This is a genomic window from Methylobacterium indicum (assembly GCF_017347565.1).
Taxonomy (GTDB): Bacteria; Pseudomonadota; Alphaproteobacteria; order Rhizobiales; family Beijerinckiaceae; genus Methylobacterium; species Methylobacterium indicum.
The window spans coordinates 616,308-638,665 of the sequence record NZ_AP024145.1; the positions used below are offsets into that span (position 1 = coordinate 616,308).

Annotated in this window: 18 protein-coding genes and 1 tRNA gene; 9 read left to right on the top strand and 10 right to left on the bottom strand. The window is 73.0% G+C overall.

Annotated features, from left to right (window positions below; all coding sequences use genetic code 11):
- Positions 1 to 212: 212 nt before the first annotated feature.
- Positions 213 to 1,370: an ABC transporter substrate-binding protein gene (locus miv_RS02830; protein ID WP_048431426.1), complete on the bottom strand. Its 1,158-nt coding sequence runs from the start codon at positions 1,368 to 1,370 to the stop codon at positions 213 to 215.
- A gap of 240 nt (positions 1,371 to 1,610) precedes the next feature.
- Here miv_RS02830 and paaG point away from each other — a divergent pair, with 240 nt between their 5' ends.
- The 5 genes from paaG (at position 1,611) to miv_RS02855 (ending at position 5,239) form a co-directional block, all read left to right on the top strand.
- Positions 1,611 to 2,414 (top strand): 2-(1,2-epoxy-1,2-dihydrophenyl)acetyl-CoA isomerase PaaG, encoded by an 804-nt coding sequence (gene paaG / locus miv_RS02835; protein WP_207181340.1) that lies wholly within the window; start codon positions 1,611 to 1,613, stop codon positions 2,412 to 2,414.
- A 35-nt stretch (positions 2,415 to 2,449) separates the two neighbouring features.
- The gene (gene paaI / locus miv_RS02840) at positions 2,450 to 2,857 is read left to right on the top strand and encodes a hydroxyphenylacetyl-CoA thioesterase PaaI (protein WP_207183367.1); all 408 of its coding nucleotides are present in this window, start codon (positions 2,450 to 2,452) and stop codon (positions 2,855 to 2,857) included.
- A 237-nt stretch (positions 2,858 to 3,094) separates the two neighbouring features.
- Entirely contained in the window at positions 3,095 to 4,429 is a 1,335-nt protein-coding gene (paaK, locus tag miv_RS02845; protein WP_207181342.1) for a phenylacetate--CoA ligase PaaK, read from the top strand.
- A 26-nt stretch (positions 4,430 to 4,455) separates the two neighbouring features.
- Complete coding sequence (locus tag miv_RS02850; protein ID WP_207181344.1) at positions 4,456 to 5,085, top strand: TetR/AcrR family transcriptional regulator; 630 nt, start codon at positions 4,456 to 4,458, stop codon at positions 5,083 to 5,085.
- A 77-nt stretch (positions 5,086 to 5,162) separates the two neighbouring features.
- Positions 5,163 to 5,239 (top strand) — tRNA-Arg (locus miv_RS02855).
- 259 nt (positions 5,240 to 5,498) lie between these two features.
- Here the strand turns inward: miv_RS02855 and miv_RS02860 are convergent.
- The 7 genes from miv_RS02860 to nikA form a co-directional block, all read right to left on the bottom strand.
- Positions 5,499 to 5,657, bottom strand: coding sequence for a DUF3309 domain-containing protein (locus miv_RS02860; RefSeq protein ID WP_089504140.1), 159 nt, complete (start codon positions 5,655 to 5,657; stop codon positions 5,499 to 5,501).
- Between the two features lie 491 nt (positions 5,658 to 6,148).
- The gene (gene nikR / locus miv_RS02865) at positions 6,149 to 6,610 is read right to left on the bottom strand and encodes a nickel-responsive transcriptional regulator NikR (RefSeq protein ID WP_091888230.1); all 462 of its coding nucleotides are present in this window, start codon (positions 6,608 to 6,610) and stop codon (positions 6,149 to 6,151) included.
- Positions 6,610 to 7,389, bottom strand: coding sequence for an ATP-binding cassette domain-containing protein (locus tag miv_RS02870; protein ID WP_048427351.1), 780 nt, complete (start codon positions 7,387 to 7,389; stop codon positions 6,610 to 6,612). The genes nikR and miv_RS02870 overlap by 1 nt, the downstream gene beginning before the upstream one ends.
- Positions 7,386 to 8,192, bottom strand: a complete 807-nt coding sequence (locus miv_RS02875) for an ATP-binding cassette domain-containing protein (RefSeq protein ID WP_244748835.1) — start codon at positions 8,190 to 8,192, stop codon at positions 7,386 to 7,388. The genes miv_RS02870 and miv_RS02875 overlap by 4 nt, the downstream gene beginning before the upstream one ends.
- Positions 8,189 to 8,992: a nickel ABC transporter permease subunit NikC gene (nikC, locus tag miv_RS02880; protein ID WP_244276370.1), complete on the bottom strand. Its 804-nt coding sequence runs from the start codon at positions 8,990 to 8,992 to the stop codon at positions 8,189 to 8,191. Before nikC ends, miv_RS02875 begins: the two co-directional genes overlap by 4 nt.
- 41 nt (positions 8,993 to 9,033) lie before the next feature.
- The gene (gene nikB / locus miv_RS02885; RefSeq protein WP_207181347.1) at positions 9,034 to 9,975 is read right to left on the bottom strand and encodes a nickel ABC transporter permease subunit NikB; all 942 of its coding nucleotides are present in this window, start codon (positions 9,973 to 9,975) and stop codon (positions 9,034 to 9,036) included.
- A complete protein-coding gene (gene nikA, locus miv_RS02890; protein ID WP_207181348.1) occupies positions 9,975 to 11,558 on the bottom strand; it encodes a nickel ABC transporter substrate-binding protein in 1,584 nt (527 codons plus the stop codon). The genes nikB and nikA overlap by 1 nt, the downstream gene beginning before the upstream one ends.
- A 185-nt stretch (positions 11,559 to 11,743) precedes the next feature.
- Here nikA and miv_RS02895 point away from each other — a divergent pair, with 185 nt between their 5' ends.
- Complete coding sequence (locus miv_RS02895) at positions 11,744 to 12,700, top strand: ketopantoate reductase family protein (RefSeq protein ID WP_082171676.1); 957 nt, start codon at positions 11,744 to 11,746, stop codon at positions 12,698 to 12,700.
- Here the strand turns inward: miv_RS02895 and miv_RS02900 are convergent, their stop codons facing one another.
- A complete protein-coding gene (locus miv_RS02900; RefSeq protein ID WP_048427347.1) occupies positions 12,701 to 13,585 on the bottom strand; it encodes a ribokinase in 885 nt (294 codons plus the stop codon).
- 285 nt (positions 13,586 to 13,870) lie between these two features.
- Positions 13,871 to 15,031 carry a zinc-binding metallopeptidase family protein gene (locus miv_RS02905; protein WP_048427346.1) on the bottom strand — a complete coding sequence of 387 codons (1,161 nt, stop codon included), beginning with the start codon at positions 15,029 to 15,031 and terminating at the stop codon, positions 13,871 to 13,873.
- A 275-nt stretch (positions 15,032 to 15,306) separates the two neighbouring features.
- Here miv_RS02905 and miv_RS02910 point away from each other — a divergent pair, with 275 nt between their 5' ends.
- The 3 genes from miv_RS02910 (at position 15,307) to miv_RS02920 (ending at position 22,147) form a co-directional block, all read left to right on the top strand.
- Positions 15,307 to 18,555: a transglutaminase family protein gene (locus miv_RS02910; RefSeq protein ID WP_058617519.1), complete on the top strand. Its 3,249-nt coding sequence runs from the start codon at positions 15,307 to 15,309 to the stop codon at positions 18,553 to 18,555.
- Entirely contained in the window at positions 18,552 to 21,188 is a 2,637-nt protein-coding gene (locus miv_RS02915; protein WP_082171677.1) for a circularly permuted type 2 ATP-grasp protein, read from the top strand. The genes miv_RS02910 and miv_RS02915 overlap by 4 nt, the downstream gene beginning before the upstream one ends.
- Before the next feature lie 71 nt (positions 21,189 to 21,259).
- Entirely contained in the window at positions 21,260 to 22,147 is an 888-nt protein-coding gene (locus tag miv_RS02920) for a transglutaminase family protein (protein ID WP_048427344.1), read from the top strand.
- The last annotated feature ends 211 nt before the right edge of the window (positions 22,148 to 22,358 follow it).

Sequence of the window (22,358 nt, forward strand, 5' to 3'; positions counted from 1 at the left end):
GTCTTTGGGAAAGTTTTTTCTTCAGATGGTCCCACCCACGACCTCATCCTGAGGCTTGGGCGATCTCACACGGGTTCTGCTTGATCGATCCGAGGGAATTTAAGCGCGTCCCCCTCTCCCACACCTTGCAGCGATACCGGGCAAGCCCGGCATCGCCTGGAGAGGGGATCACGCGCTTTAAGAGATCTCCGAACAGATCACGCAGCCGCCCGTCAATTCGTCGCCGGCAGCAGCTTCCACTTGCCGTTCTCGATCGTCACCATCACGCGGGCGCGGTCGTCCTGGCCGACATGGTCGGTCGGGGTCATGTTGACCACGCCGTTGGTGTAGACGACGTCCTTCAGGCCCTCGATCGCGTCGCGCAACGCCGAGCGGAATTCAGGGGTGCCGGGCTTGGCGGTCTTGAGCGCGACGGGAATCGCGTTCGCCAGGAGCACCTGCGCGTCGTAGGCGTGGCCGCCGAAGGTCGCGAGCGAGCCCGCCCCGAACTTCGCCTCGTAGGCCTTGGTGTAGTCGAGGGCGACCTTGCGCACCGGGTTCGCTTCCGGAAGCTGCTCGGCGACGAGCAGCGGGCCGGCCGGCAGCACCGTGCCTTCGAGGTCCTTGCCGCCGACGCGCAGGAAGTCGGCATTGGCCACACCATGGGTCTGGTAGTACTTGCCGGCGTAGCCGCGCTCCTTGAGCGTCTTCTGCGGCAGGGCCGCCGGGGTGCCCGAGCCGGCGATCAGCACCGCGTCGGGACGCGCCGCCATCACCTTGAGCACCTGGCCGGTGACGCTGGTATCGGTGCGGGCGTAGCGCTCGGTCGCGGCGAGCTTGATGCCCTTGGCCTCGAGCCGCGGGGTGATCTCGGCGAGCCAGCCGTCGCCATAGGCGTCGTTGAAGCCGATGAAGCCGACCGACTTCACGCCGGCCTTGGCCATGTGAGCCGCGATCGCCTCGGCCATCAGGCCGTCATTCTGCGGCGCCTTGAACACCCAGCGGCGCTTGTCGTCCATCGGGGCGACGATCTTGGAGGAGGCCGCCAGGCTGATCAGCGGCACCTTGGCCTCCGCCGCGACCTCGATCAGCGCCAGCGAGACCGGCGTCACCGAGGAGCCGACGATGGCGTCGACGTGATCGTCGCTCGCGAGCTTGCGGGCGTTGGCGACGCCCTTGGTGGTGTCGGTGGCGTCGTCGAGGACGATCCACTCCACCTTCTGGCCGCCGATCTCGGTCGGCAGCAGCGTCACGGTATTGGCCTGCGGGATACCCAGCGAGGCCGCCGGGCCGGTCTTGGCGATGGTGACGCCGATCTTGATCGGCTGCGCCAGCACGGGTCCGGCCAGCACGGTGCCGGCGAGGGCGAGCGCCCAGACGATGCGCCTCATGGTCATGTCCTCCCCTTCGGGCCGCGCCGGTTGGAATCCGGTCGCTGGCGTCCCGGGCTTCGTTGAGCCCGTCCGGTCGTGCTTTGCAAGTCCGCGCGGTGCCCGTCCACCCTGGCGTTCGGCTAAGGGACCGCGTTTGACTTCACCCGCGCAGCTTTATAATTTACCGTCCGGTTGGTCAATAGATCGCGCCGGCGGCTTCTCGAAGCCGACATGGCGGGGCGGGGAGGACGGAACCGAATGAGCGAGACGAGCGAGACCCCGGTGCTGGTCGAGCGCCATGCCGGCTACCGCGTGCTGGTCCTCAACCGGCCCGACCGGCTCAATGCCTTCAACGAGCCGCTGCACCTCGCGCTACGCGCGGCGCTCGGCGACGCCGCCGCCGATCCGGAGTGCCGGGCGCTGATCCTCACGGGCGCCGGCCGCGGCTTCTGCGCCGGCCAGGACCTTTCGGCGCGCAACTTCGCGCCCGACGTCGAGCCCGACCTCTCGCGCACGCTCGAAGCCTTCTACAACCCCCTGGTCCGGCAGATCCGCGACCTGCCGATGCCGCTGATCTGCGCCGTCAACGGGGTCGCGGCGGGGGCGGGCGCCAGCCTCGCCTTCCACGGCGACCTCGTGCTCGCCGCCCGCTCGGCCAAGTTCCTCCAGGCCTTCGCCAAGCTCGGGCTGATCCCGGATGCCGGCGGCACCTGGCTGCTCCCGCGCCTCGCCGGCCGGGCCCGGGCCCGCGGCATGGCGCTGCTGGCCGAGCCGATCACTGCCGAGCAGGCGGAGGCGTGGGGCATGATCTGGCGGGTGATCGACGATGCCGAGCTGATGGCCGAGGCGCATCGGCTGGCCGCGCAACTGGCGCAGGCGCCGACCTACGGCCTCGCCCTGATCCGCCGTGCGCTGGACGCCGCGGAGACGAACGACTCCGACGCGCAGCTTCAGGTCGAGAGCGCGTTGCAGGGCGAAGCCGGGCGCTCGCCGGATTACCGCGAGGGCGTCGCCGCCTTCCTGGAGAAGCGTCCCGCCCGTTTCACCGGGCGCAAGCGGTGAGCCCCGAGGCCCTGGCCCGCGCCTGCGCGGAGGCGATGTGGGCCGAGGACCGGGCGAGCCAGGGACTCGGCATGACCCTCGACCATGCCGGGCCCGGCGAGGCGGTCCTGTCGATGCGGGTGCGCGACGACATGACGAACGGCCACGGCTCGTGCCACGGCGGCTTCCTCTTCGCGCTCGCCGATTCGGCCTTCGCCTTCGCGTGCAACGCCTACGATCAGCGGGCGGTGGCGCAGCACTGCGCCGTCACCTTCCTGCGGCCGGGGAAGCGCGGCGAGGTACTGACGGCCCGGGCCGTCGAGCGGGTGCGCGAGGGGCGCTCCGGGATCTACGACGTGACGGTCACCGACGCGGAGGGGAGGGTGGTGGCGGAGTTCCGCGGGCACTCGCGCACCGTGCCGGGGACGGTGCTGGCGGAGGAGGGGGGATCGGCCTCCGGCTGATCGATCCACCAGTTTTCCACCCTCCGCGTCATCCCGGGGTCGCGTAAGCGGAACCCGGGATCCATCGCCGCCGACGTGTCAGGAAGAGGTGGAGGGCTGGCCACCAAGTCCTGCACCGTCAGCGGTTATGGATCCCGGGTTCACGCCTCCGGCGAGCCCCGGGATGACGACGAGGGTGTCAGAACTGTCGATGATCGAAGGTAGAACTTCATAAAAATTCAGTCAGGGAGAAACGCCATGCTCCAGATCGCCCCCCGCAAGCTCGCCCGCATGGTGCCGGACGCCGCCGAGCTCGACCGGTTCGAGACCGCCTCGCGGGCGGACCTCGCCGCCTGGCAGCGCGAGAAGCTGCGCGAGACCCTGCACCACGCCTACGCCAACGTGCCCCATTACCGCGCCGCCTTCGATCAGGCCGGCGTCCACCCGCGCGACTTTTCCGACCTCCCCGACCTCGCCCGCTTCCCCTTCACCGCCAAGGCGGATCTGCGGGCGAACTACCCGTTCGGCATGTTCGCGGTGCCGCGGGAGGAGGTGGCGCGCATCCACGCCTCGTCGGGCACCACCGGCAAGCCGACGGTGGTCGGCTACACCAAGGCCGACATCGACACCTGGGCCGATGTGGTGGCGCGCTCGATCCGGGCGGCGGGCGGGCGGCCCGGGATGCTGGTCCACGTCGCCTACGGCTACGGGCTGTTCACCGGCGGTTTGGGCGCCCATTACGGTGCCGAGCGGCTCGGCTGCACGGTGATCCCAATGTCGGGCGGCATGACCGAGCGCCAGGTCCAGCTGATCCAGGACTTCAAGCCCGACATCATCATGGTGACGCCCTCCTACATGCTGGCGATCCTCGACGAGTTCCGCCGCCAGGGGCTCGATCCGCGGGCCTCCTCGCTCAAGGTCGGCATCTTCGGGGCCGAGCCCTGGACCAACGCGATGCGCCAGGAAATCGAGGAGGCGTTCGACCTCCACGCCGTCGACATCTACGGTCTGTCCGAGGTGATGGGACCGGGCGTCGCGAGCGAGTGCGTCGAGACCAAGGACGGCCTGCACATCTGGGAGGACCATTTCTACCCGGAGATCGTCGATCCGCGCACCGGCGCGGTCCTGCCGGACGGGGAGGAGGGGGAGCTGGTCTTCACATCCCTCACCAAGCAGGCGATGCCGGTGATCCGCTACCGCACCCGCGACCTCACTCGGCTCCTCCCCGGCACCGCCCGGGCGATGCGCCGGATGGAGAAGATCACCGGGCGCTCCGACGACATGATGATCGTGCGCGGCGTCAACGTCTTCCCGAGCCAGATCGAGGAGAAAATCCTGACGATCCCGGCGCTCTCGGCCCATTACCAGGTGGTGCTGGCGCGCGAGGGCCGGATGGACACCATGACGATCCGCGTCGAGGCGCGGCCGGAGGCCGACATCGCGGACTTACGCGAGGCGGCGGCCGAGCGGCTCTGCCAGGCGGTCAAGGACACGATCGGGATCACCGCGACGGTGGACGTGCTGCCGCCCGGCGGCATCGAGCGCTCGCTCGGCAAGGCCCGCCGCGTCGTCGACCGGCGCCCCCGCGAGTAACACGAGACCAGCAGCGACGAGACCTCATGGCCCGCACCCGCGCCACCGACTACGACGACAAGCGCCGGGCGATCCTCGATCGCTCGGCCGAGCTGTTTGCCGCCCACGGCTACGACCGCGCCTCGATGAGCCGGATCGCCGAGGCCTGCGGCGTCTCGAAGGCGAACCTCTACCATTACTACCGCGACAAGGACGAGATTCTGTTCGACGTGATCCGGCTGCATCTCGAGGAGCTGCTGGAAGCCGTCGAGGCCGCCGATCGCCCGGGCCTGCCGCCCGAGGCGCGCCTGCGCGGCCTCGCCGAGGCCCTGCTCGAGGCCTACCGGGACGCCGACGCGCAGCACAAGGTGCAGATCAACCACCTCGGCCTGCTCGCCCCCGAGCGGCAGGCGGAGCTGAAGGCGAGCGAGCGCGAGCTGGTGCGCCTCTTCTCCGAGGCGATTGCCGGGGTGGCGCCCCACCTCGCCGGCACGCCGCTCCTCAAGCCCGTCACCATGTCGTTCTTCGGCATGGTCAACTGGCACTATCTCTGGTTCCGCCCCGGCGCCGGCCTGACCCGGGCGGACTACGCCGACCTCGTGACCCGGCTGATCGCCGAGGGCGCCCGCGGCATCGCCGCCGCGCCGGCCCTGGAGCGCCGCGCCGCCGGCGGCTGACGGCCCGGCTCTTGCGCCGCCCGCCCGACTCTCCCGTGGACGACCGGCGAGGCTCCTGCTACCACCGCCGGCGGCCAGGCCCCGTAGCTCAGCTGGATAGAGCAGCCGCCTTCTAAGCGGCAGGTCGTAGGTTCGAGCCCTACCGGGGTCGCCATGGAAACCCATTGCATGCCAATGAGTTGGCGTCTTTCAAGCAGATGCAGAGCCACCCGCCAGAGCAGCGGAGCGGGAACGAAAGGCGCCGAAAGCGACTGACCTGCGCGAGAGATCCCGGACAACCTCCCGAAGGACGGTCTGCGGAGGTTCTTTCCTGTGCCGCCCAACCGGATAACTGCACACTTGGTTCGCGAGGTCCATGGCGACCGGGATCACCCGCCGAGGGTCGAGCCGCGGCGGGTGGCCGGCGGGAGGGATCAGATGGTCAGCCGGCCGGTGAGCAGGAGCACGATCAGGATGATGAGGAGGATGCCGCCGATGCCGAGGCCGCCCGTCCGGTAGCGGCCGCCACCGTAGAAGCTGCCGCCGCCACCGAAGAGCAGGATGAGCAGGATGAGGACGATCAGGAGCGTCATGGGCTGTAGTCCTTAAGGCCAAGCTGGCTGGCATGAGGAATGCCGGCCGCGCAGTTTCGTTCCTTCAGGGCATCGCCTCCTGCGGCGATGTTCCTTCGCGATGGTGGCTTTGGCGGTGTTCGATCGACCGCGGCGGCGCGGCGCGGACGTTCGCGTCTCGGCTCTGCCTCTCGTGCGACTGCCCGACCCCGTCGGACCTGGCCGAGGCGCAGACCTTTCGCCGGTCCGAGTTCCGCGTAAGTGGCGTGCCGGCGGGCGCAATCGAGGTCGGCTTACCGCATCCGATATGGGCCGGAGCCCCGGCCATGGCCTCGGCGAGGCGAGCGTCGAGAGCAGCGCCCGATCGCTTTGCAACCGGGCGCTGCTCTCGATCATCGGTCCTGCCGCATTTTCTATCGACGAACCGGTGGCCGCTTCGTCGGAAAATGCTCGAGCCGGCTCGATCGATCCGTTCGATTCCACCCCTGGCCCCCGGGCCCGGTGAAAGGGGCTCACGTCCGGATGTGCTCGTGCGGATGCGGCTCCGGGCCGTGGCCGTGGTCGTCGAGCTCGATCCGGGCGGGGATCAGCGAGAGGCTGTCGTGGCGGATGCCGCGCTGGGTCGCGACCTCGTCGGCGAAGGCGAGGATGTCGCGGGCGCGGCCGCGCAGCATCAGCGTGTGCAGGCTGGCGTCGTGGTCGAGGGGCGCCTGGACCTGGGCGATCACGAGGTCGTGGCGGCGCTGCTGGATCTCGGCGAGGCGCTGGCCGAGATCGCGCACCCCCGCCTCGGCGACGAAGCCGAAGGTCGCCACGCAGGAGAGGTCGGGATCGAGCTGGCGGCGCGCCTCGGCGAGGCCGCGCCGCAGCAGGTCGCGCATCGCCTCCGAGCGGCCGGCATAGCCGCGCAGCGTCGCGATCCGGTCGACCTCCGCCACGAGGCCGGGATCGAGGGTGACGGTGATCCGCTGCATCAGCGCGCCTCCGCGGGCTCGGCCGGCAGGACCGCGTCGAGGAGTTCGCGCGCCGCCGGATGGGTGAGCGAGAGGACCGGCCGGCACGGCGAGGCGTCGACGATCCGCCCGTCACCCAGCACCACGATCCGGTCGGCGAAGCGGCGCGCCAGCCGCACGTCGTGGGTGACGAGCAGGAAGGCGGTGCCGTGCCGGCGGCGCAGGGCCGCGAGATGATCGAGGATCTCGACCTGGCGCGGCGCATCGAGGTTCGAGACCGCCTCGTCGAGGACGACCAGGGCCGGCCGCGTGGCGAGCGCCCGGGCGAGGCCCACCCGCTGCACCTGCCCGCCGGAGAGCTGTCCCGGGAGCCGCAGGGCCACGGCGGGGTCGAGGCCGACCGTCGCCAGCACCTCCTCCACCCGCGCCTGCCGTTCGGGAGCGGACAGGCCGGTCAGGTGGCGTAGCGGCTCGGCGACGATCCGGCCGACCGGGTGGCGCGGGTTGACCGCCGAGAGCGGGTCCTGGAGCACCATCTGGATCGCGGCCCGGACGGCCCGCCACCCGGCCCGGTCGAGGCGGGACAGGGGCGTGCCGCGAAACAGCACCTCTCCGGCCTCGGCCGGTTCGAGCCCGAGAAGCAGGCGGGCGAGCGTGCTCTTGCCCGAGCCGCTGCGGCCGATCAGGGCGACGCACTCGCCCTCCACGAGGGCGAGGTCGATGCCCGCGAGCACGGTGCGACGCGCGCCGGGCCCCGGATAGGAGTGGCCGAGCCCCCGGGCCGTCAGCAGGGCCGTCATGCCGGCTCCCCGTGCAGGGCCCGGTGGGCGGCGAGGAGCGCCCGCGTCGCCGGCGCGGCCGGCGTGGCGAAGACCCGCGCGACGGGGCCCGCCTCGACGATCCGTCCGGCCTCCATCACCGCCATCCGGTCGGCGAGGCGGGCGACGACGCCGAGGTCGTGGGTGACGATCAGGAGCCCGAGGCCGCGGGCCCGCACCAGCCCGGCGAGGAGGTCGAGGATGCGCTTCTGGGCGACGAGGTCGAGGTCGGTGGTCGGCTCGTCGGCGACGAGGAAGGGCGCGCCGGACATCAGCGCCAGCGCGATCATCGCCCGTTGCAGCATCCCGCCGGAGAGCTGGAACGGATGCAGGCCCGGCACGCGGGGATCGTCGCCGAGCCCGACCGCCGCGAAGGCCTCCCGCATCGCCGTCCGGGCGGCCCCGCCGCGGATTCCCGCCACCGCCAGGGTCTCGGCGGCGTGGTCGGCGAGGGTGCGCAACGGGTTGAAGGCGGTGCGCGGCGCCTGGAGCACGGTCGCGACCGCCCGGCCGCGCAACGCCGCCGGATCCGCCTCGATGCCGTCGAGGAGGATCCGCCCGCCGCTCGACCGGGTGCCCGGCGGCAGCACGCCGAGGAGGGCCGCGCAGGCCAGCGACTTGCCCGACCCGCTGGCGCCGACGAGGGCCAGGACCTCGCCGGTGACGAGGTCGAGGCCGGCCGCGCGCACCAGCGGCACCGGCTCGCGGCCGGCCCGGGTCTCGTGCCGGGGCTTGCACCAGGTCTCGACCGACAGGCCCTCGGCCCGCAGCGTGCGGGCGCTCACAGGCCCCGCTCCGCGGTGAGCGCCGGATCGAGCCGGTCGCGGAGCGCGTCGCCCAGCCGGTTGAAGGCCAGCACCGCGAGCGCGATGGCGAGGCCCGGCCAGACGACGAGGAGCGGCCGGGTCCAGAAGAAGGCGCGGGCGTCGTTGATCATCACGCCCCATTCCGGCGTCGGCGGCTGCACCCCGAGCCCGAGGAAGGACAGGCCGGCGACGTGGAGCGCCATGTGGCCGATATCCAGGGTGGCGAGCGCGGCGAGCGACGGCACCACTCCCGGCAGGATGTGCTCGAAAAAGATCGCCCGCCGCGGCGCCCCGGCGATCCGCGCGGCGAGCACGTAGTCGCGGGTCTTCAGCTCCAGCACCAGGCCCCGCACGATCCGGGCGTACCAGGCCCAGTGCGACAGCGCGATCGCCGCCACCACGTTGGCGAGCCCGGTGCCGAGCGCCCCGATCATGAAGAGGGCCAGCACGAAGGTCGGCACCGTGAGGAAGACGTCGCAGAGCCGCATCAAGGCCGTGTCGAGCCGGCCGCCGAGCATCCCGGCAAGCCCCCCGACCGCGAGGCCGAGGCTCAGGACGAGGGCCAGCACCACCAGCACCGCGCCGAGGGTCGTGCGCGCCCCGGCGACGAGGCGCGAGAGGATGTCGCGGCCGAGATGGTCGGTGCCGAGGGGATGGGTCGGGCTCGCCGGCGCGAAGCGGTGGGCGAGGTCGACCGCCAGGGGATCGTGCGGCGCTATCAGGGGTCCGAGCAGCGCCAGCAGCAGGAAGCCCCCGGCGAGGGTGCCCGCCGCGATGATCGCGTGGGAGGCGGCTGGGCGGGAGGCGAGCACGGCGGGTCTCACGCGGCTTCCTGGCCGAGGCGCAGGCGCGGGTCGAGCCAGGCATAGGCCAGGTCCACCGCGAGGTTGCACAGCACGAACACCATCGTCATCACCAGGGTGAAGCACTGGATCACCGGATAGTCGCGGTCGTAGATCGCCGAGACCGCGTAGCGGCCGACGCCCGGCCAGGAAAAGATCGTCTCGACCACGAGGGCCCCACCCAGGAGTTCGCCGACATGCATGCCGGTGGCGGTGACGACCGGCACGAGCGCGTTGCGGAAGACGTGCCGGCGCGCCACCGCGCCCTCGGAGAGGCCGCGCAGGCGGGCGTAGAGGACGTGGCGCCCGCGGCCCGCCTCCAGCATGCTCGCCCGCAGGAGCCGGGCATTCACCGAGAGCGACATCAGGCCGATGGCGAGCGCCGGCATCGCCAGGTGGGCGGCCCCGCCGCGGCCCATCGCCGGCAGCCAGCCGAGCGTGACCGAGAAGACGACGACGAGCAGGAAGGCGACCCAGAAGTTCGGCAGCGAGACGCCCAGCACCGCGATCCCCCGCACCAGCCGGTCCTGCCAGCCGTCGCGATGCGCCGCCGCCCAGGCGCCGAGCGGCAAGCTCAAGGCTAGGCTGACGACGAGCGCCGTCCCGGCGAGTTCGAGCGTCGCCGGCAGGTAGCCGAGGAGTTCCGGCAGCACTGGCCGGCGGGTGGCGTAGGAGAGGCCGAAATCGCCCTGGAGCGCCCGCCACAGCCAGTCGAGGTACTGGACCGCGAAGGGACGGTCGAGGCCGAGCATCGATCGGGCATCGGCGAGCGCCGCGTCGGTCGGCGGCACCTGCGACAGGCGCAGGTAGTCGAGCGCCGGGTCGCCCGGCCCGACCCGCAGCATCACGAAGACGAGGAGCGAGACGCCGAGCAGCATCGGCGGGATCAGGGCGAGGCGGGCGAGGACGAAGCGCGGCATCAGCGGCCCGGTCCCGGGCGCATCGCCGCGAACGGGATCTCGTTGAGGGTGGCGCCGAAGCGCACGCCGGTCACGGTCGGGCGGTGGACCTCGATCGCCACCGCCGAGGAGATCGGCAGGTAGACCGCCGCCTCGTGCAGGGCGGTGAGGACGCGGCCGTAGAGGCGGCGGCGCTCCTGCGGATCGGTGGCGGCGAGCGCCGCCGTGATGGTGGCGTCGATCATCGGCTTGTCGGGCAGGCCCTTCTGCGCCTGGTAGTCGGCGTGGGAGGGCGCCCGCATGGCGCTGACGAAGGAGGCCGGATCGTAGGGCGGGCCCCAGGTCTCGCCGAAGATCAGGCCGAAGCGCCCGTCCTTCTGGCGGGCGAGGATCGCGCTCTCCTCCTCGCCGACGAGCCGCACCGCGATGCCGATCCGGGCGAGGTCGGCCTGGACCACCTCGGCGATGGCCTTCTGCTGGGCGTTGGTGCCGACGAAGGCGAGCTCGACCGCGAGCGGCCGGCCGTCCTTCGCCCGCGCGCCGTCGCGGCCCCGGACCCAGCCGGCCGCGTCGAGGAGCGTTTCGGCCGCCGCCCGGTCGAAGCCGTAGGGGGTGAGGCCGGCATCGGCATCGGGGACGTCTCGTCCGAACAGGAAGTCGGCGCGGGGCTCGAGCCCGTCGAGGACCGTGCGCACCAGGGTGTCCTTATCGACCGCCCGGTTGATCGCGCGGCGGACGGCCAGGTCGTCGGTCGGGGCGCGCGCCGAATTGAGCGCCAGCACCCGGGTCGCCAGCGGCGGCGAGAGCGCGGCCGAGAAGGCCGGCGCCTGGTCGCGCAGGCGCAGGAAGGCCTCGGACGGAATCAGGCCGGCGGCACCGGTGATCAGGTCGACCTCGCCGGTCTGCAGCGCGATGGCCCGGGTGTTGGGGTCCGGGATCACCTTGACGACGAGGCGCGCGAAGCCGGGCTTCTCGCCCCAGTAGGTCGGATTGGCGGCGAACGTGTCCGAGACGCCGAGCCGGGTCTCGACGAGCCTCCAGGGGCCCGTGCCGACGGGGGCCGCGATCCCGCCCGCCGTGGTGCCGCCCGCCTTCATGGCGGCCGGGGAGACGAAGCGGAACGGCCGCGGCAGCGAGAGCTCGTTGAGCGTCGGCGCGTGCGGGGCCTTCAGCACGAGGCGGACGGCGAGCGGCCCGGTGACCTCGGTCCGGTCGATCTGCCGGGCGAGGTCGAGCCAGGCGTGACGGGCCCGGTTGGCGAGGATCGCGTCGAAATTCGCCTTCACGGCCGGCGCGTCGAAGGGCGTGCCGTCGCTGAAGGTCACGCCGGGGCGCAGGGTGAAGTCGTAGGTGAGCCCGTCCGGCGAGACCGTCCAGGCGGTGGCGAGCCAGGGCTCGACCGTGCCGTCGGCCCGGTACTTCACCAGCGGCTCGTAGACGCTCGCCTGGGCGAACATCTGGTTGGGGGCGTAGAGATGCGGGTTCAGCGGCCCGACATTGCTCGGCCAGGCCGTGGTGAGCTGCTGCGCCGCGGCCGGAGCGGCGAACAGGGCGAGGGCCAGCAGCGCGGAGCGGACCTGAACACGGATCGCCGGCTTTGACATCGGGCCCCGGGTATGACGAACACGCGAAAAGTTCCTACGTCCTGATACGGCACCGGGCGCGAATGGCAAGGACGGTATGCCCGCAACCCGTGGGTTTGGCCGTACCCGTCGATCGTGCTCCAATGCGACGGGCGCGCCGGACCGGACGACGCCCCGAAGGACGAGACATCGGGGGAGGGGACGGGATGGCGAAGGTCGCGATCGTCGGGTGCGGCGCCATGGGCTCGGTCTATGCGGCGCTGATGGCCTCCGCGGGCCACGAGGTCCATGCCGTCACGCTCTGGGCCGACCACGCGGCGGCGATGCGCGAGCACGGCCTCCGGGTCGAGGGCGCGAGCGGCGACCGCACCGTGAGGCTGGCCGGCGCCGGCACGACGACCGAGGGGATCGGCCCGTGCGACCTCGTCATCGTCGCCACCAAGGCCTTCGACGTCGCGGCGGCCGCCGCGAGCGCAGCGCCCCTGATCGGCCCCGGGACCGTGGTGCAGACGATCCAGAACGGGCTCGGCTCGCCGGAGGTCGCCGCCGCCGTCATCGACCCCGACCGGATCGCCGTCGGCGTGGTCGGGGGCTTCGGCGCCTCGATGCGCGGGCCCGGCCACGCGCACCATAACGGCCTCGAGATGATCCGCTTCGGCGCCCTTGCGGGACTCTCGCGGGAGCGCCTGGAGGCCTCCGCGGCGATCTGGGACTCGGCCGGGTTCAAGGTCAGCCTGTTCGACGACATCGGCCGGATGGTGTGGGAGAAGCTGATCATGAACGTCACCTTCTCGGGCACCACGACGCTGACGGGCCTCACCATCGGCGAGGTGATGGCCGATCCGGATGCCTGGGAGGTCGCGAGGGCCTGCGCCGAGGAGGCGATCGCCGTGGCGGCCGCGATGGGCGTGACGCTGCAGGTCGGCGACCCGGTCGCGCATATCCGCCGCCTCGGCGGCAAGATCCCGGCAGCCCGGCCCTCGATGCTGCTCGACCACCGGGCCGGGCGCCGCGGCGAGGTCGAGGCCATCAACGGATCGATCCCCCGGCTCGGACGCCGCTGCGGCGTGCCGACCCCGGTCAACGACACGGTGGTGGCGCTGATCAAGGCGCGCGAGACCGCCTTTCCGGTCCGGGCCGACCCCGCGTGCTGCCCGGCCTGATCAGGCCCCGAGCGCCCGGTCGGTCTCCTCCCGCCAGGGCAGGCTCGCCTGGCTGCCCCGCCGCCCGCAGGCGAGGGCGGCCGCGACGCTCGCCCGTTCCATCGCGGCGCGGAGCGGCGCGCCGCGGTCGAGGGCCGCGGCGAGCACGCCGACGAAGCAATCCCCCGCCGCCGTGGTGTCGACCGGCTCGACCGCGCGGGCCGGAACGTGCCAGGCGCCGCTCTCCGTCGCCGCCTCCGAGCCGGCCTCGCCGAGGGTGCGCACCACGTCGATGCCGAGGGCGGCCTGGAGGGCCGCGGCCTCCGGCGCGCAGCCGAGGCGCGCGGCGGTCGCCTCCGCCTCGTCCTCGTTGACGACGAGGAGGCCGGCGAGGCGCATCGTGTCGAGATCGAGCGGCAGGGCCGGGGCGAGGTTGAGGATGCTGCGCAGGCCGAGCGCCCGGGCGCGGCGCAGCAACGCCGTGGTCTCGGCCGGGTCGACCTCCATCTGCAAGAGCAGCGACGTCGCCCGGGCGAGGTCGGCATCCGCGACCTGGTCCGCCCGCGTGTGCCCGTTGGCGCCGAGCGCCACCACGATCCGGTTGCGGCCCTGCGCGTCGATCCAGATCGAGGCGCAGCCCGTCGCCGCCGCGACCGCCCGGACCCGGCCGGTATCGGCCCCGGCCTCGCGCAGGCCCGACACGGCCACCTCGGCCAGCGCGTCGCTCCCGACCGCGCCGACCATCGCGACCGCGGCTCCGTCGCGGGCCGCCGCCACCGCCTGGTTCGCCCCCTTGCCGCCCGCCTGCACGGCGAGGTCGTCGGCGAGCAGGGTCTGGCCCGAGCGCGGAACCTCGGGCAGGCGGAAGATGAGGTCGGCGTTGAGGGAGCCGAAGCAGACGATCACGGATGGTTCTCCCCTCGGACGACCTTGCCGGATTCGAGCAATCCGGCCCGGTCCGGCAACGCCTTGAATCGCCGCATCGAGGCGATCTCCGCGTCCGAGCGGGACATGACCGAGCCAGGGCTTCTGGGTCAAGCCGGTCCCCTCTTCGGCCGAGAGGTGGCCGTCGAACGGGACGTGGTTGTCGACCTTGCCCGCGGGGCGTCTCGTCACCCAAGCGGCGACCGCTCCGGCGACGCGACGGTGCACGGTCCAAAGGTCGAGCCGCGTTGCACGCGGCAGTTCCGCTCAGGCCGAGCGCGGCGCCGCCACCGGGTGGCGCAGGCCGGCGATCACCGCCCGCAGCGTGCCGGCCTCGGCTTCCGGGGCGTCGGTGCGGGCGTAGATGCGGTCGTGGACGAAGGAGAGCTTGCCGATGGTCGCCGGGGTCATCCGGAACGGATAGAGGTCGGGCTGGCCCATGCTGCGGTTGAGCGAGTTCATCGCGAAGGTGAGCGGCAGCCAGGACTCGATGAGGCGGCCGAAATCCGGGCTGCGATAGGGGTCGAAATCGACCTTGGCGGCGAGCGTGATCGGCGCGTGCAGCGCCGGCCCGGCCTGGAGCTTGGGCTGCACCCTGACGCCGAACTGGCTGGCGGTTTCCAGCGTATCGACGATGTGCATGTAATGCGCCCAGGTCTCGGCGAAGTCCTCCCAGGGGTGGGAGGTGGCGTAGGCCGAGACGAAGGTCTCCTGCCAGCCCTCCGCCGGGCCGTGGGCGTAGTGGCGCTGGAGCGCCGCGCCGTAATCGGTCCGCTCGTCGCCGAACACCGCCCGGAACGCGTCGAGGCAGGGATCGGCCCGCACCAGCACGTTCCAGAAATAGTGCCCGATCTCGTGGCGGAAGTGCCCGAGCAATGTGCGGTAATGCTCGCCGAACTGCGTGCGCCGGCGCTCGCGCTCGACGTCGTCGGCCTCCGCGATGTTGAGGGTGATGAGGCCGTTGTCGTGCCCGGTGAGCACCGGCGGGCCGATCAGGTAGGATTCCGCGGGGTCGACCAGGAAGTCGAAGGCGAGGCCCGCCGGGTCTTCGCGGCGGGAGGCGAGCGGCAGGCGCAGCCGCAGCATGGCGTAGAACAGCCGGCGCTTGGCCGCCTCGACCTCGCGCCAGCGGGTCTGGTTCCAGGGGATCGAGAGGTCGGGCACCACCCGGTTGTGCCGGCAGGCGACGCAGAAGGTGTCCGCCGAGCCCGCGGGAACGAGCCAGTTGCAGCCTCCCGATTCGCGGTTGGCGCAAGGGCGGTAGCGGCGGCGCGCATCGGCCAGCCCGCGCCAGCGCGAGCCGGCCGGGACCATGGCGGTCAGGTCGGCGAGGTCCGGGTCGTAGCCGAGGCGGCACTCGCAGCTCTCGCAGGCATCGGCCTCGAAATGGGCCGGCTGGGCGCAGGCCTGGCACTGGAAGATCTTCATCGCGGCGTCCGGCGGGCCCCGGCCGGATGCCGGGCGGGGCCATGGCTCACCAAGGACGGATACCGGCCGGAAGTTCCGCCGCCGGCGGCACGGGACTTGCCTCAATTTCGCCCAGCCGCCCGGACGAGGCCCCGCGATGACGTAGAGAGACGCGACACCGGTTGACGCCCGCGACGCGGCGGCTGACGCGGGCCCGGCCACGGTGTAAAACACCCCCGAACGCGCGGACAGGCCGGCGGGCGCCCCTTCTTCCAGCATCAAGGTTCGGAGTCGTCGTGTCGATCAAGGCCGCCCTGCATCACGTCACGTCCTACACCTACGACCGGCCGATCGCCCTCGGTCCGCAGGTGGTCCGCCTGCGCCCGGCGCCGCATACGCGGACCCGGATCGAGAGCTACGCCCTCAAGGTCACGCCGGCCAACCACTTCGTGAACTGGCAGCAGGATCCCAACGGCAACTGGCTCGCCCGGCTGGTCTTCCCCGAGAAGACGACGCAGTTCCGCGTCGAGGTCGACCTCGTCGCCGACATGTCGGTGATCAACCCGTTCGACTTCTTCGTCGAGGACTACGCCCAGACCCGGCCCTTCGCCTATCCGGACGAACTGAAGGCCGAGCTCGGCCCCTACCTCGCGGTCGAGGAGGGGGGCCCCGAGATCGACGCCCTGATGGCGCGGCTGCCGGCCGAGCCCAACACCGTGCAGTTCCTGGTGGCGCTGAACGCGCTGGTGCGGGACACGGTGTCCTACGTCGTGCGGATGGAGCCCGGGGTGCAGACCCCGGCCGAGACGCTCGGGAAGGGCAGCGGCTCGTGCCGCGACTCGGCCTGGCTGATGGTGCAGCTCCTGCGCCGCCTCGGGATGGCTGCCCGCTTCGTCTCCGGCTACCTGCTCCAGCTCGTGCCCGACACCACGGCGGTCGACGGACCGGCCGGCACCTCGACCGACTTCACCGACCTCCACGCCTGGGCCGAGGCCTACGTCCCGGGCGCCGGCTGGATCGGGCTCGACGCCACCTCGGGTCTCCTCTGCGGCGAGGGCCACGTCCCTCTGGCGGCGACCCCGCATTACCGCTCGGCGGCGCCCATCGCCGGCCTCGCCGAGCCGGCCGAGGTCGAGTTCGACTTCGCCATGACGGTGACCCGGGTCGCCGAGGCGCCGCGGGTGACGAAGCCCTTCTCCGACGAGGCCTGGGCCGCCCTCGACGCGCTCGGCGAGCGGATCGACCGCGACCTCGCCGCGCAGGACGTGCGCCTGACCATGGGCGGCGAGCCGACCTTCGTGTCGGTCGACGATTTCGAGTCGCCGGAATGGAACGCCGCCGCCGTCGGGCCGACGAAGCGCGGGCTCGCCGACCAGCTGATCCGGCGCCTGCGCGACCGGTTCGGCCCCGGCGGCTTCCTGCATTACGGCCAGGGCAAGTGGTATCCGGGCGAGAGCCTGCCGCGCTGGGCCTTCGCGCTCTACTGGCGCAAGGACGGCACGCCGATCTGGCGCGACCCCGCCCTGATCGCCTCCGAGACCGGCCCGCGGACCGCCGGCATCGCGGAGGCCGAGGCCCTGATTCGGAGCCTCGCCCGCCGTCTCAGGCTCGACGCCTACGTCCAGCCGCTGTTCGAGGATCCCGAGCACTGGGAGCGCAAGGCGGCCGAGCTGCCGGTCAACGTCACGCCCCTCGATTCCAAGGTCGGCGACGCGGAATCCCAGGCCAGGATGGCCCGGGTCTTCACCCGCGGGGTCGAGAACGCCGTCGGCTACGTGCTGCCGCTCGCCAACATCGCGGTCGGGCCCGAGCGGCACTGGGTCTCGGAGGTCTGGCAGCTCAAGCGCGGCGCCCTCTACCTGGTGCCGGGCGATTCCCCGGCGGGCTTCCGGTTGCCGCTCGCCTCGCTGCCCTACGTGCCGCCGGGCGCCTATCCCTATTACGTGCCCCAGGATCCCCTGGAGCAGCGCGGGCCCTTGGTGCCCGGCCCCGCCGCGCCGCCGCCCAAGCCCGCCCCGGTCGGCGTCGCGGTGCGCACCGCGCTCGCCGTCGAGCCGCGGGACGGGATCCTGTGCGTGTTCATGCCGCCGATCGAGCGGGTGGACGAGTATTTGAGCCTGCTCGCGATCCTGGAGGCGGCGGCGGCCGAGATCGGTCAGCCGCTCCACATCGAGGGCTACGAGCCGCCCTTCGATCCGCGCCTGTCGGTGGTCAAGGTCACGCCCGATCCCGGCGTGATCGAGGTCAACGTGCAGCCGGCCGCGACCTGGCGCGAGGCGGTGGAGATCACCACCGGCCTCTACCAGGACGCCCGCCAGACCCGGCTCGGCGCGCAGAAGTTCATGACCGACGGGCGCCATACCGGGACGGGGGGCGGCAACCACGTCGTGCTCGGCGGCTCGACCCCGGCGGATTCGCCGTTCCTGCGCCGGCCCGACCTCCTGAAGAGTCTGGTGCTCTACTGGCAGCGCCACCCGTCCCTGTCCTACCTGTTCTCCGGCCTCTATGTCGGCCCGACCAGCCAGGCGCCGCGGATGGACGAGGCGCGCCACGACGGTCTCTACGAGCTCGAGATCGCGCTCGCCCAGGTGCCGCCCCCGGGCGGGCCCGAGGTGCCGCTCTGGCTCGTCGACCGGCTCTTTCGCAACATCCTCACCGACGTGACCGGCAACACCCACCGGTCCGAGATCTGCATCGACAAGCTCTACTCCCCGGACGGCCCGACCGGGCGCCTCGGCCTCCTGGAGTTCCGCTCGTTCGAGATGCCGCCCGAGGCGCGGATGAGCCTCGCCCAGCAGGTGCTGCTGCGCGCCCTCGTCGCCTGGCTGTGGCGCGAGCCGCAGGAGGGCGGGTTCGTGCGCTGGGGCACGGCTTTGCACGACCGCTTCATGCTGCCCCATTTCCTCTGGGAGGATTTTTCCTCGGTCCTCGCCGATCTCGGCCGCGCGGGCTACGCCTTCGACCCGGCCTGGTACGAGGCTCAAGGAGAGTTCCGCTTCCCGCGCTACGGCGAGGTCGAGCGCGGCGGGGTCAAGCTCGAGCTGCGCCAGGCGCTGGAGCCCTGGCACGTGCTGGGCGAGGAGGGCGCGATCGGCGGCACCGTGCGCTACGTCGATTCGTCGGTCGAGCGGCTGCAGGTCAAGGTCTCGGGATTCGTGCCGAGCCGGCACGTCGTCACCTGCAACGGACGGCGCCTGCCGATGACCGATACCGGCCGCTCCGGCGAGGCGGTGGCGGGCCTGCGCTTCAAGGCCTGGCAGCCGGCCTCGGCCCTGCACCCGACCCTGCCGGTCCACGCGCCGCTCACCTTCGACGTGCTCGATACCTGGAGCGGGCGCTCGCTCGGCGGCTGCGTCTACCACGTCGCCCATCCGGGCGGGCGCAACTACGAGACCTTCCCGATCAACACCTACGAGGCCGAGGGGCGCCGCCTCGCCCGCTTCCAGGAGAACGGCCACACCCCGGGCCGGGTCAGCCCGCCGCCGGAGGAGCCCCGGCGCGAATTCCCGTTCACCCTCGACCTGCGCACGCCCGCGTCGCGATGAGCGGGGGAGGGCCGGCTCACGGTCTCGCCGACGAGGACCTCGCCGGCGAAGATCCGGCCCGCGAGGGCCTCGTCGCCACGGATCCCGGGCCCCGGGGCGCGCCGGCCGGGGACCCGGGCGGCCGGGAGGCCCCGAGCCGGGTCGAGACCGCCCGGGAGGACGGACCGGAGGAGCGCCTGGCGCGCTGGACCGCCGGGTACGCCGCCCTGCCGGGCCTGCCCGACGAGCTGGTGGCCGCGGACGGTGCGCTGCGTCCGGCCTGGGCCCTGTTCCTCGGCCGGCTGGCCGAACTGCCGGATCACGAGATCGCCGCCCGGCTGGCGGCGGCCGGGCGGCACATCCACGACACCGGCATCGCCTACCGGGCCTACGGCGAGGCGACCGAGCGCGACTGGCCGATCGGCGCCCTGCCGCTCCTCATCGAGGGGGCGGAGTGGCAGGCGATCGCCGCCGGGGTGGCGCAGCGCGCCGAGCTGCTCGAGGCGGTGCTCGCCGACCTCTACGGCGAGGGAACGCTTGCCCGGGCCGGCCTCCTGCCGGCGGCGGCCGTCGCGGGCGATCCGGAATTCCTGCGCCCCCTCGTCGGGGTGGCCCCTCCGGGCGGCCGCCACATGCACTTCTACGCCGCCGATCTCGCCCGCGGGCCGGACGGCGCCTGGCGGGTGCTGTCCGACCGGACCCAGGCCCCGTCCGGCGCCGGCCACGCCCTCGAGAACCGGCTCGTCATGGCCCGGGCCCTGCCGGAGGTGTACGGGGCGCTCGACGTCGAGCGCGTCGCCTCGTTCTTCCAGGCGTTCCGCGACGGCCTGGCCGCCACGGCCTCCCGCGAGGAGCCGCGCATCGGGCTGATGACCTCGGGGCCCTACAGCGACACCTATGTCGAGCAGGCGGTGCTCGCCCGCTATCTCGGCTTCGCCCTCGTCGAGGGCGACGACCTCCTGGTCCGCGATGGCCAGGTCTTCATCCGCACGGTCGCCGGCCTCAAGCGGGTCGACGTGCTCTGGCGGCGCATCGACGGCGACTTCGTCGATCCCCTGGAGCTCAACCCCGCCTCGCGCCTCGGGGCCCCGGGCCTCGTCGAGGCCCTCCGGGCCGGCGCGGTGACGATGGGCAACATGCCGGGCACCGGCCTCGTCGAGAGCGCCTGGCTCGCCGCCTCGCTGCCGGCACTCTGCGAGCGGCTGCTCGGGGAGCCCCTGCGCCTGCCCGGGCTGCCGACCTGGTGGTGCGGCGACCCCGACCAGCGCGATGCGGTGCTCGACCGCTTCGACACCCTGGCCTTCCGCCCGGCCGCGGCGCCCGCGCAGGGGGCCTTCACCAGCCGCGCCTTCGGCGAGGGTCGCGACGCGGCCGAGACCGAGCGCCTGCGCGGGGTGCTGCGCGACCGCCCCGGCGACCTCGTCGCCCACGAGCCGGTGCGCCTCTCCACCGCTCCGGTCTGGGACGGCACCCGGCTGGTGCCGCGCCCCTTCGTGCTCCGGGTCTTCGCCGCTGCGACGCCCGAGGGCTGGCGGGTGATGCCCGGCGGCTTCTGCCGCATCTCCGAGACGCCGGACGTGCGCCCGGTGGCGATGGGGGCCGGCGTGCGCGCCGCCGACGTCTGGGTGCTCTCCGACGATTCCACCGCCGCGCAGGCGAGCCTCCTGCCGCCGAGCGACCGGATCGCGGTGCGCCGGGTGCCCGGCCTGCTGCCGAGCCGGGCTGCCGACAACCTGTTCTGGCTCGGCCGCCACCTGGAGCGGGCCGAGGCGGTGATCCGCCTCACCGCCTGCCTCCTCGACGGGGCCGGCAGCGTCTCGATGGCGACCGAGGACCGCGCCACCTCGGCCCGCCTGCGCGCCCTGCTGCAGGCCTGGGGCGCCGTGCCGGCGACCGGGGGACCGGCGGCGCAGCTCGCCCACCACGCCCTCTCGGACGGGAGCCAATGGGGGTCGGCGCTCGCCCACGCCCTGTCGGCCCGGCGCAACGCCGCCGCCCTGCGCGAGCGCCTGTCGGGCGAGACCTGGCGGGCGCTCTCGGCCCTGCGCGAGGTCCTGGAGGCCCCGGCCGAGGGGACCGATTCGGAGGCCGCGCTTCTCGACCGGGCCGAGCGCGCGCTCTCGCTCACCGCCGCGCTCGCCGGCCTCGCCCAGGAGAACATGAACCGGGCCGGCGGCTTCGTCTTCGTCGACATGGGGCGGCGGGTCGAGCGCGCGGTCCATGCCTGCCGCTTCGCCCTCGAATTCGGCGCGGCCGGCGCCAGCACCGACGATCTCGGGGTGCTGCTCGAACTCGCCGATTCCCGCATCTCCTACGGCGCGCGCTACATCCTCGGGGTCGCGCTGGCGCCGGTACGCGACATGGTGCTGCTCGATCCCTACAACCCGCGCTCCCTCGCCTTCCAGGTCGAGCGCCTGGCCGAGCGCCTGGCCGGCCTGCCGTCGCTGCGCCAGGACGGGGTGGCGGAGGCGCCGGTGCGCCTCGTCGCGAGCCTGGCGGGAGAGATCGCCGGCGCCGAGGCCGGGACCCTGCCGCTCGACACCGTGGCGGTCTGGGAGAATCGCCTGTGGGAGATCGCCGAGGCGGTCGGTGCGCGCTATTTCCCCGGCGGGTCCGACGCCGCGCGGCCCGAAACCCTCGTCACCCTGGCGTGAGCGCCGGCCGGACGCGCCCGGCGCCCTCCTCGCCGGCTCCTGCTCGCCCGGTTTCTGGACGACCGCCCTCGATGCTCTACCGCCTGCGCCACCTGACGGCCTACGCCTACCGCAACCCGGTCGGCTATGCCCGCTGCACCCTGCGCCTCGCGCCGGCGGCGGGGGACGGGCAGGTGCCGCTCTCGCACGAGGTCGTGGTCGAGCCCGCGCCCCGCGCCGCGACCGAGCGCGGCGACTTCTTCGGCAACCGCACGGTGTCGGTCACCGTCGAGACGCCGCACCGGGATTTCCGGATCGACGCGCAGTCCCGCGTCCGGGTCGAGCGGCCGCCGCTGCCGGACCGCGATTCCGGCCCGGCCTGGGAGGAGGTGCGCGAGCGGGTGCTGACCCGGCCGGGCCTCGGGCCCGACGCGCCGGCGCATTTCGCGGCGCCGAGCCGGCGGGTCCCGCTCCTGCCCGAGGTCACCGATTACGCCCGGGCGAGCTTCCCCGCGGGCGGCGGCGCCTATGCGGGCGCCTTCGACCTGATGCGCCGCATCCGGGAGGATTTCACCTTCGACGCCGAGGCGACCGAGGTCGGCACGCCGCTCGCCCAGGCCTTCGCCGGCCGGCGCGGCGTGTGCCAGGATTTCTCCCACATCATGATCGCGGCGCTCCGCGGCCTCGGCCTCCCGGCGGCCTATGTCAGCGGCTACCTGCGCACCCTGCCGCCCCCGGGACAGCCGCGGCTCGAAGGAGCGGATGCGAGCCACGCCTGGGTGGCGGTCTGGTGCGGGGAGGGCTGGGTCGGCCTCGATCCGACCAACGGGATCGGCGTGCAGGACGATCACATCGTCGTCGCCCGCGGCCGCGACTATGCCGACGTCGCGCCGGTCGCCGGCATCATCGCCGGATCGGGTGCGCAGAGCCTGCGGGTCGCCGTGGACGTGGTGCCGGAAGAGGAGGAGCGGGCCGCGTGAGTGCGGCGCGGGCGCGTCGAAGAAAAAGGGCGGGCCGGGCGATGCGCTGAACGCCGAGGAGAGGTGTCCCGGCCCGCGGGTCGCGACACCAGCCGAGTGCCGTCGGTCTGACGGGACAAGGCCGGCGTGGCGAGGACGAGAATGGGCCGGCTGGCCGCCCCCGTCCTCAACTTGGATCAATGTCCGGCGATTTAGGCGGCCCGGACGATCG

Bases quoted from the DNA above. Each gene is read 5' to 3' on its own strand.
- nikA (WP_207181348.1), bottom strand. From the start codon at position 11,558: ATGTCAAAGCCGGCGATCCGTGTTCAGGTCCGCTCCGCGCTGCTGGCC.
- paaG (WP_207181340.1), top strand. From the start codon at position 1,611: ATGAGCGAGACGAGCGAGACCCCGGTGCTGGTCGAGCGCCATGCCGGC.
- miv_RS02870 (WP_048427351.1), bottom strand. From the start codon at position 7,389: ATGACGGCCCTGCTGACGGCCCGGGGGCTCGGCCACTCCTATCCGGGG.
- paaI (WP_207183367.1), top strand. From the start codon at position 2,450: ATGTGGGCCGAGGACCGGGCGAGCCAGGGACTCGGCATGACCCTCGAC.
- paaK (WP_207181342.1), top strand. From the start codon at position 3,095: ATGCTCCAGATCGCCCCCCGCAAGCTCGCCCGCATGGTGCCGGACGCC.
- miv_RS02905 (WP_048427346.1), bottom strand. From the start codon at position 15,031: ATGAAGATCTTCCAGTGCCAGGCCTGCGCCCAGCCGGCCCATTTCGAG.
- miv_RS02895 (WP_082171676.1), top strand. From the start codon at position 11,744: ATGGCGAAGGTCGCGATCGTCGGGTGCGGCGCCATGGGCTCGGTCTAT.
- nikR (WP_091888230.1), bottom strand. From the start codon at position 6,610: ATGCAGCGGATCACCGTCACCCTCGATCCCGGCCTCGTGGCGGAGGTC.
- nikB (WP_207181347.1), bottom strand. From the start codon at position 9,975: ATGCCGCGCTTCGTCCTCGCCCGCCTCGCCCTGATCCCGCCGATGCTG.
- miv_RS02915 (WP_082171677.1), top strand. From the start codon at position 18,552: ATGAGCGGGGGAGGGCCGGCTCACGGTCTCGCCGACGAGGACCTCGCC.
- miv_RS02860 (WP_089504140.1), bottom strand. From the start codon at position 5,657: ATGACGCTCCTGATCGTCCTCATCCTGCTCATCCTGCTCTTCGGTGGC.
- miv_RS02830 (WP_048431426.1), bottom strand. From the start codon at position 1,370: ATGAGGCGCATCGTCTGGGCGCTCGCCCTCGCCGGCACCGTGCTGGCC.
- miv_RS02920 (WP_048427344.1), top strand. From the start codon at position 21,260: ATGCTCTACCGCCTGCGCCACCTGACGGCCTACGCCTACCGCAACCCG.
- miv_RS02850 (WP_207181344.1), top strand. From the start codon at position 4,456: ATGGCCCGCACCCGCGCCACCGACTACGACGACAAGCGCCGGGCGATC.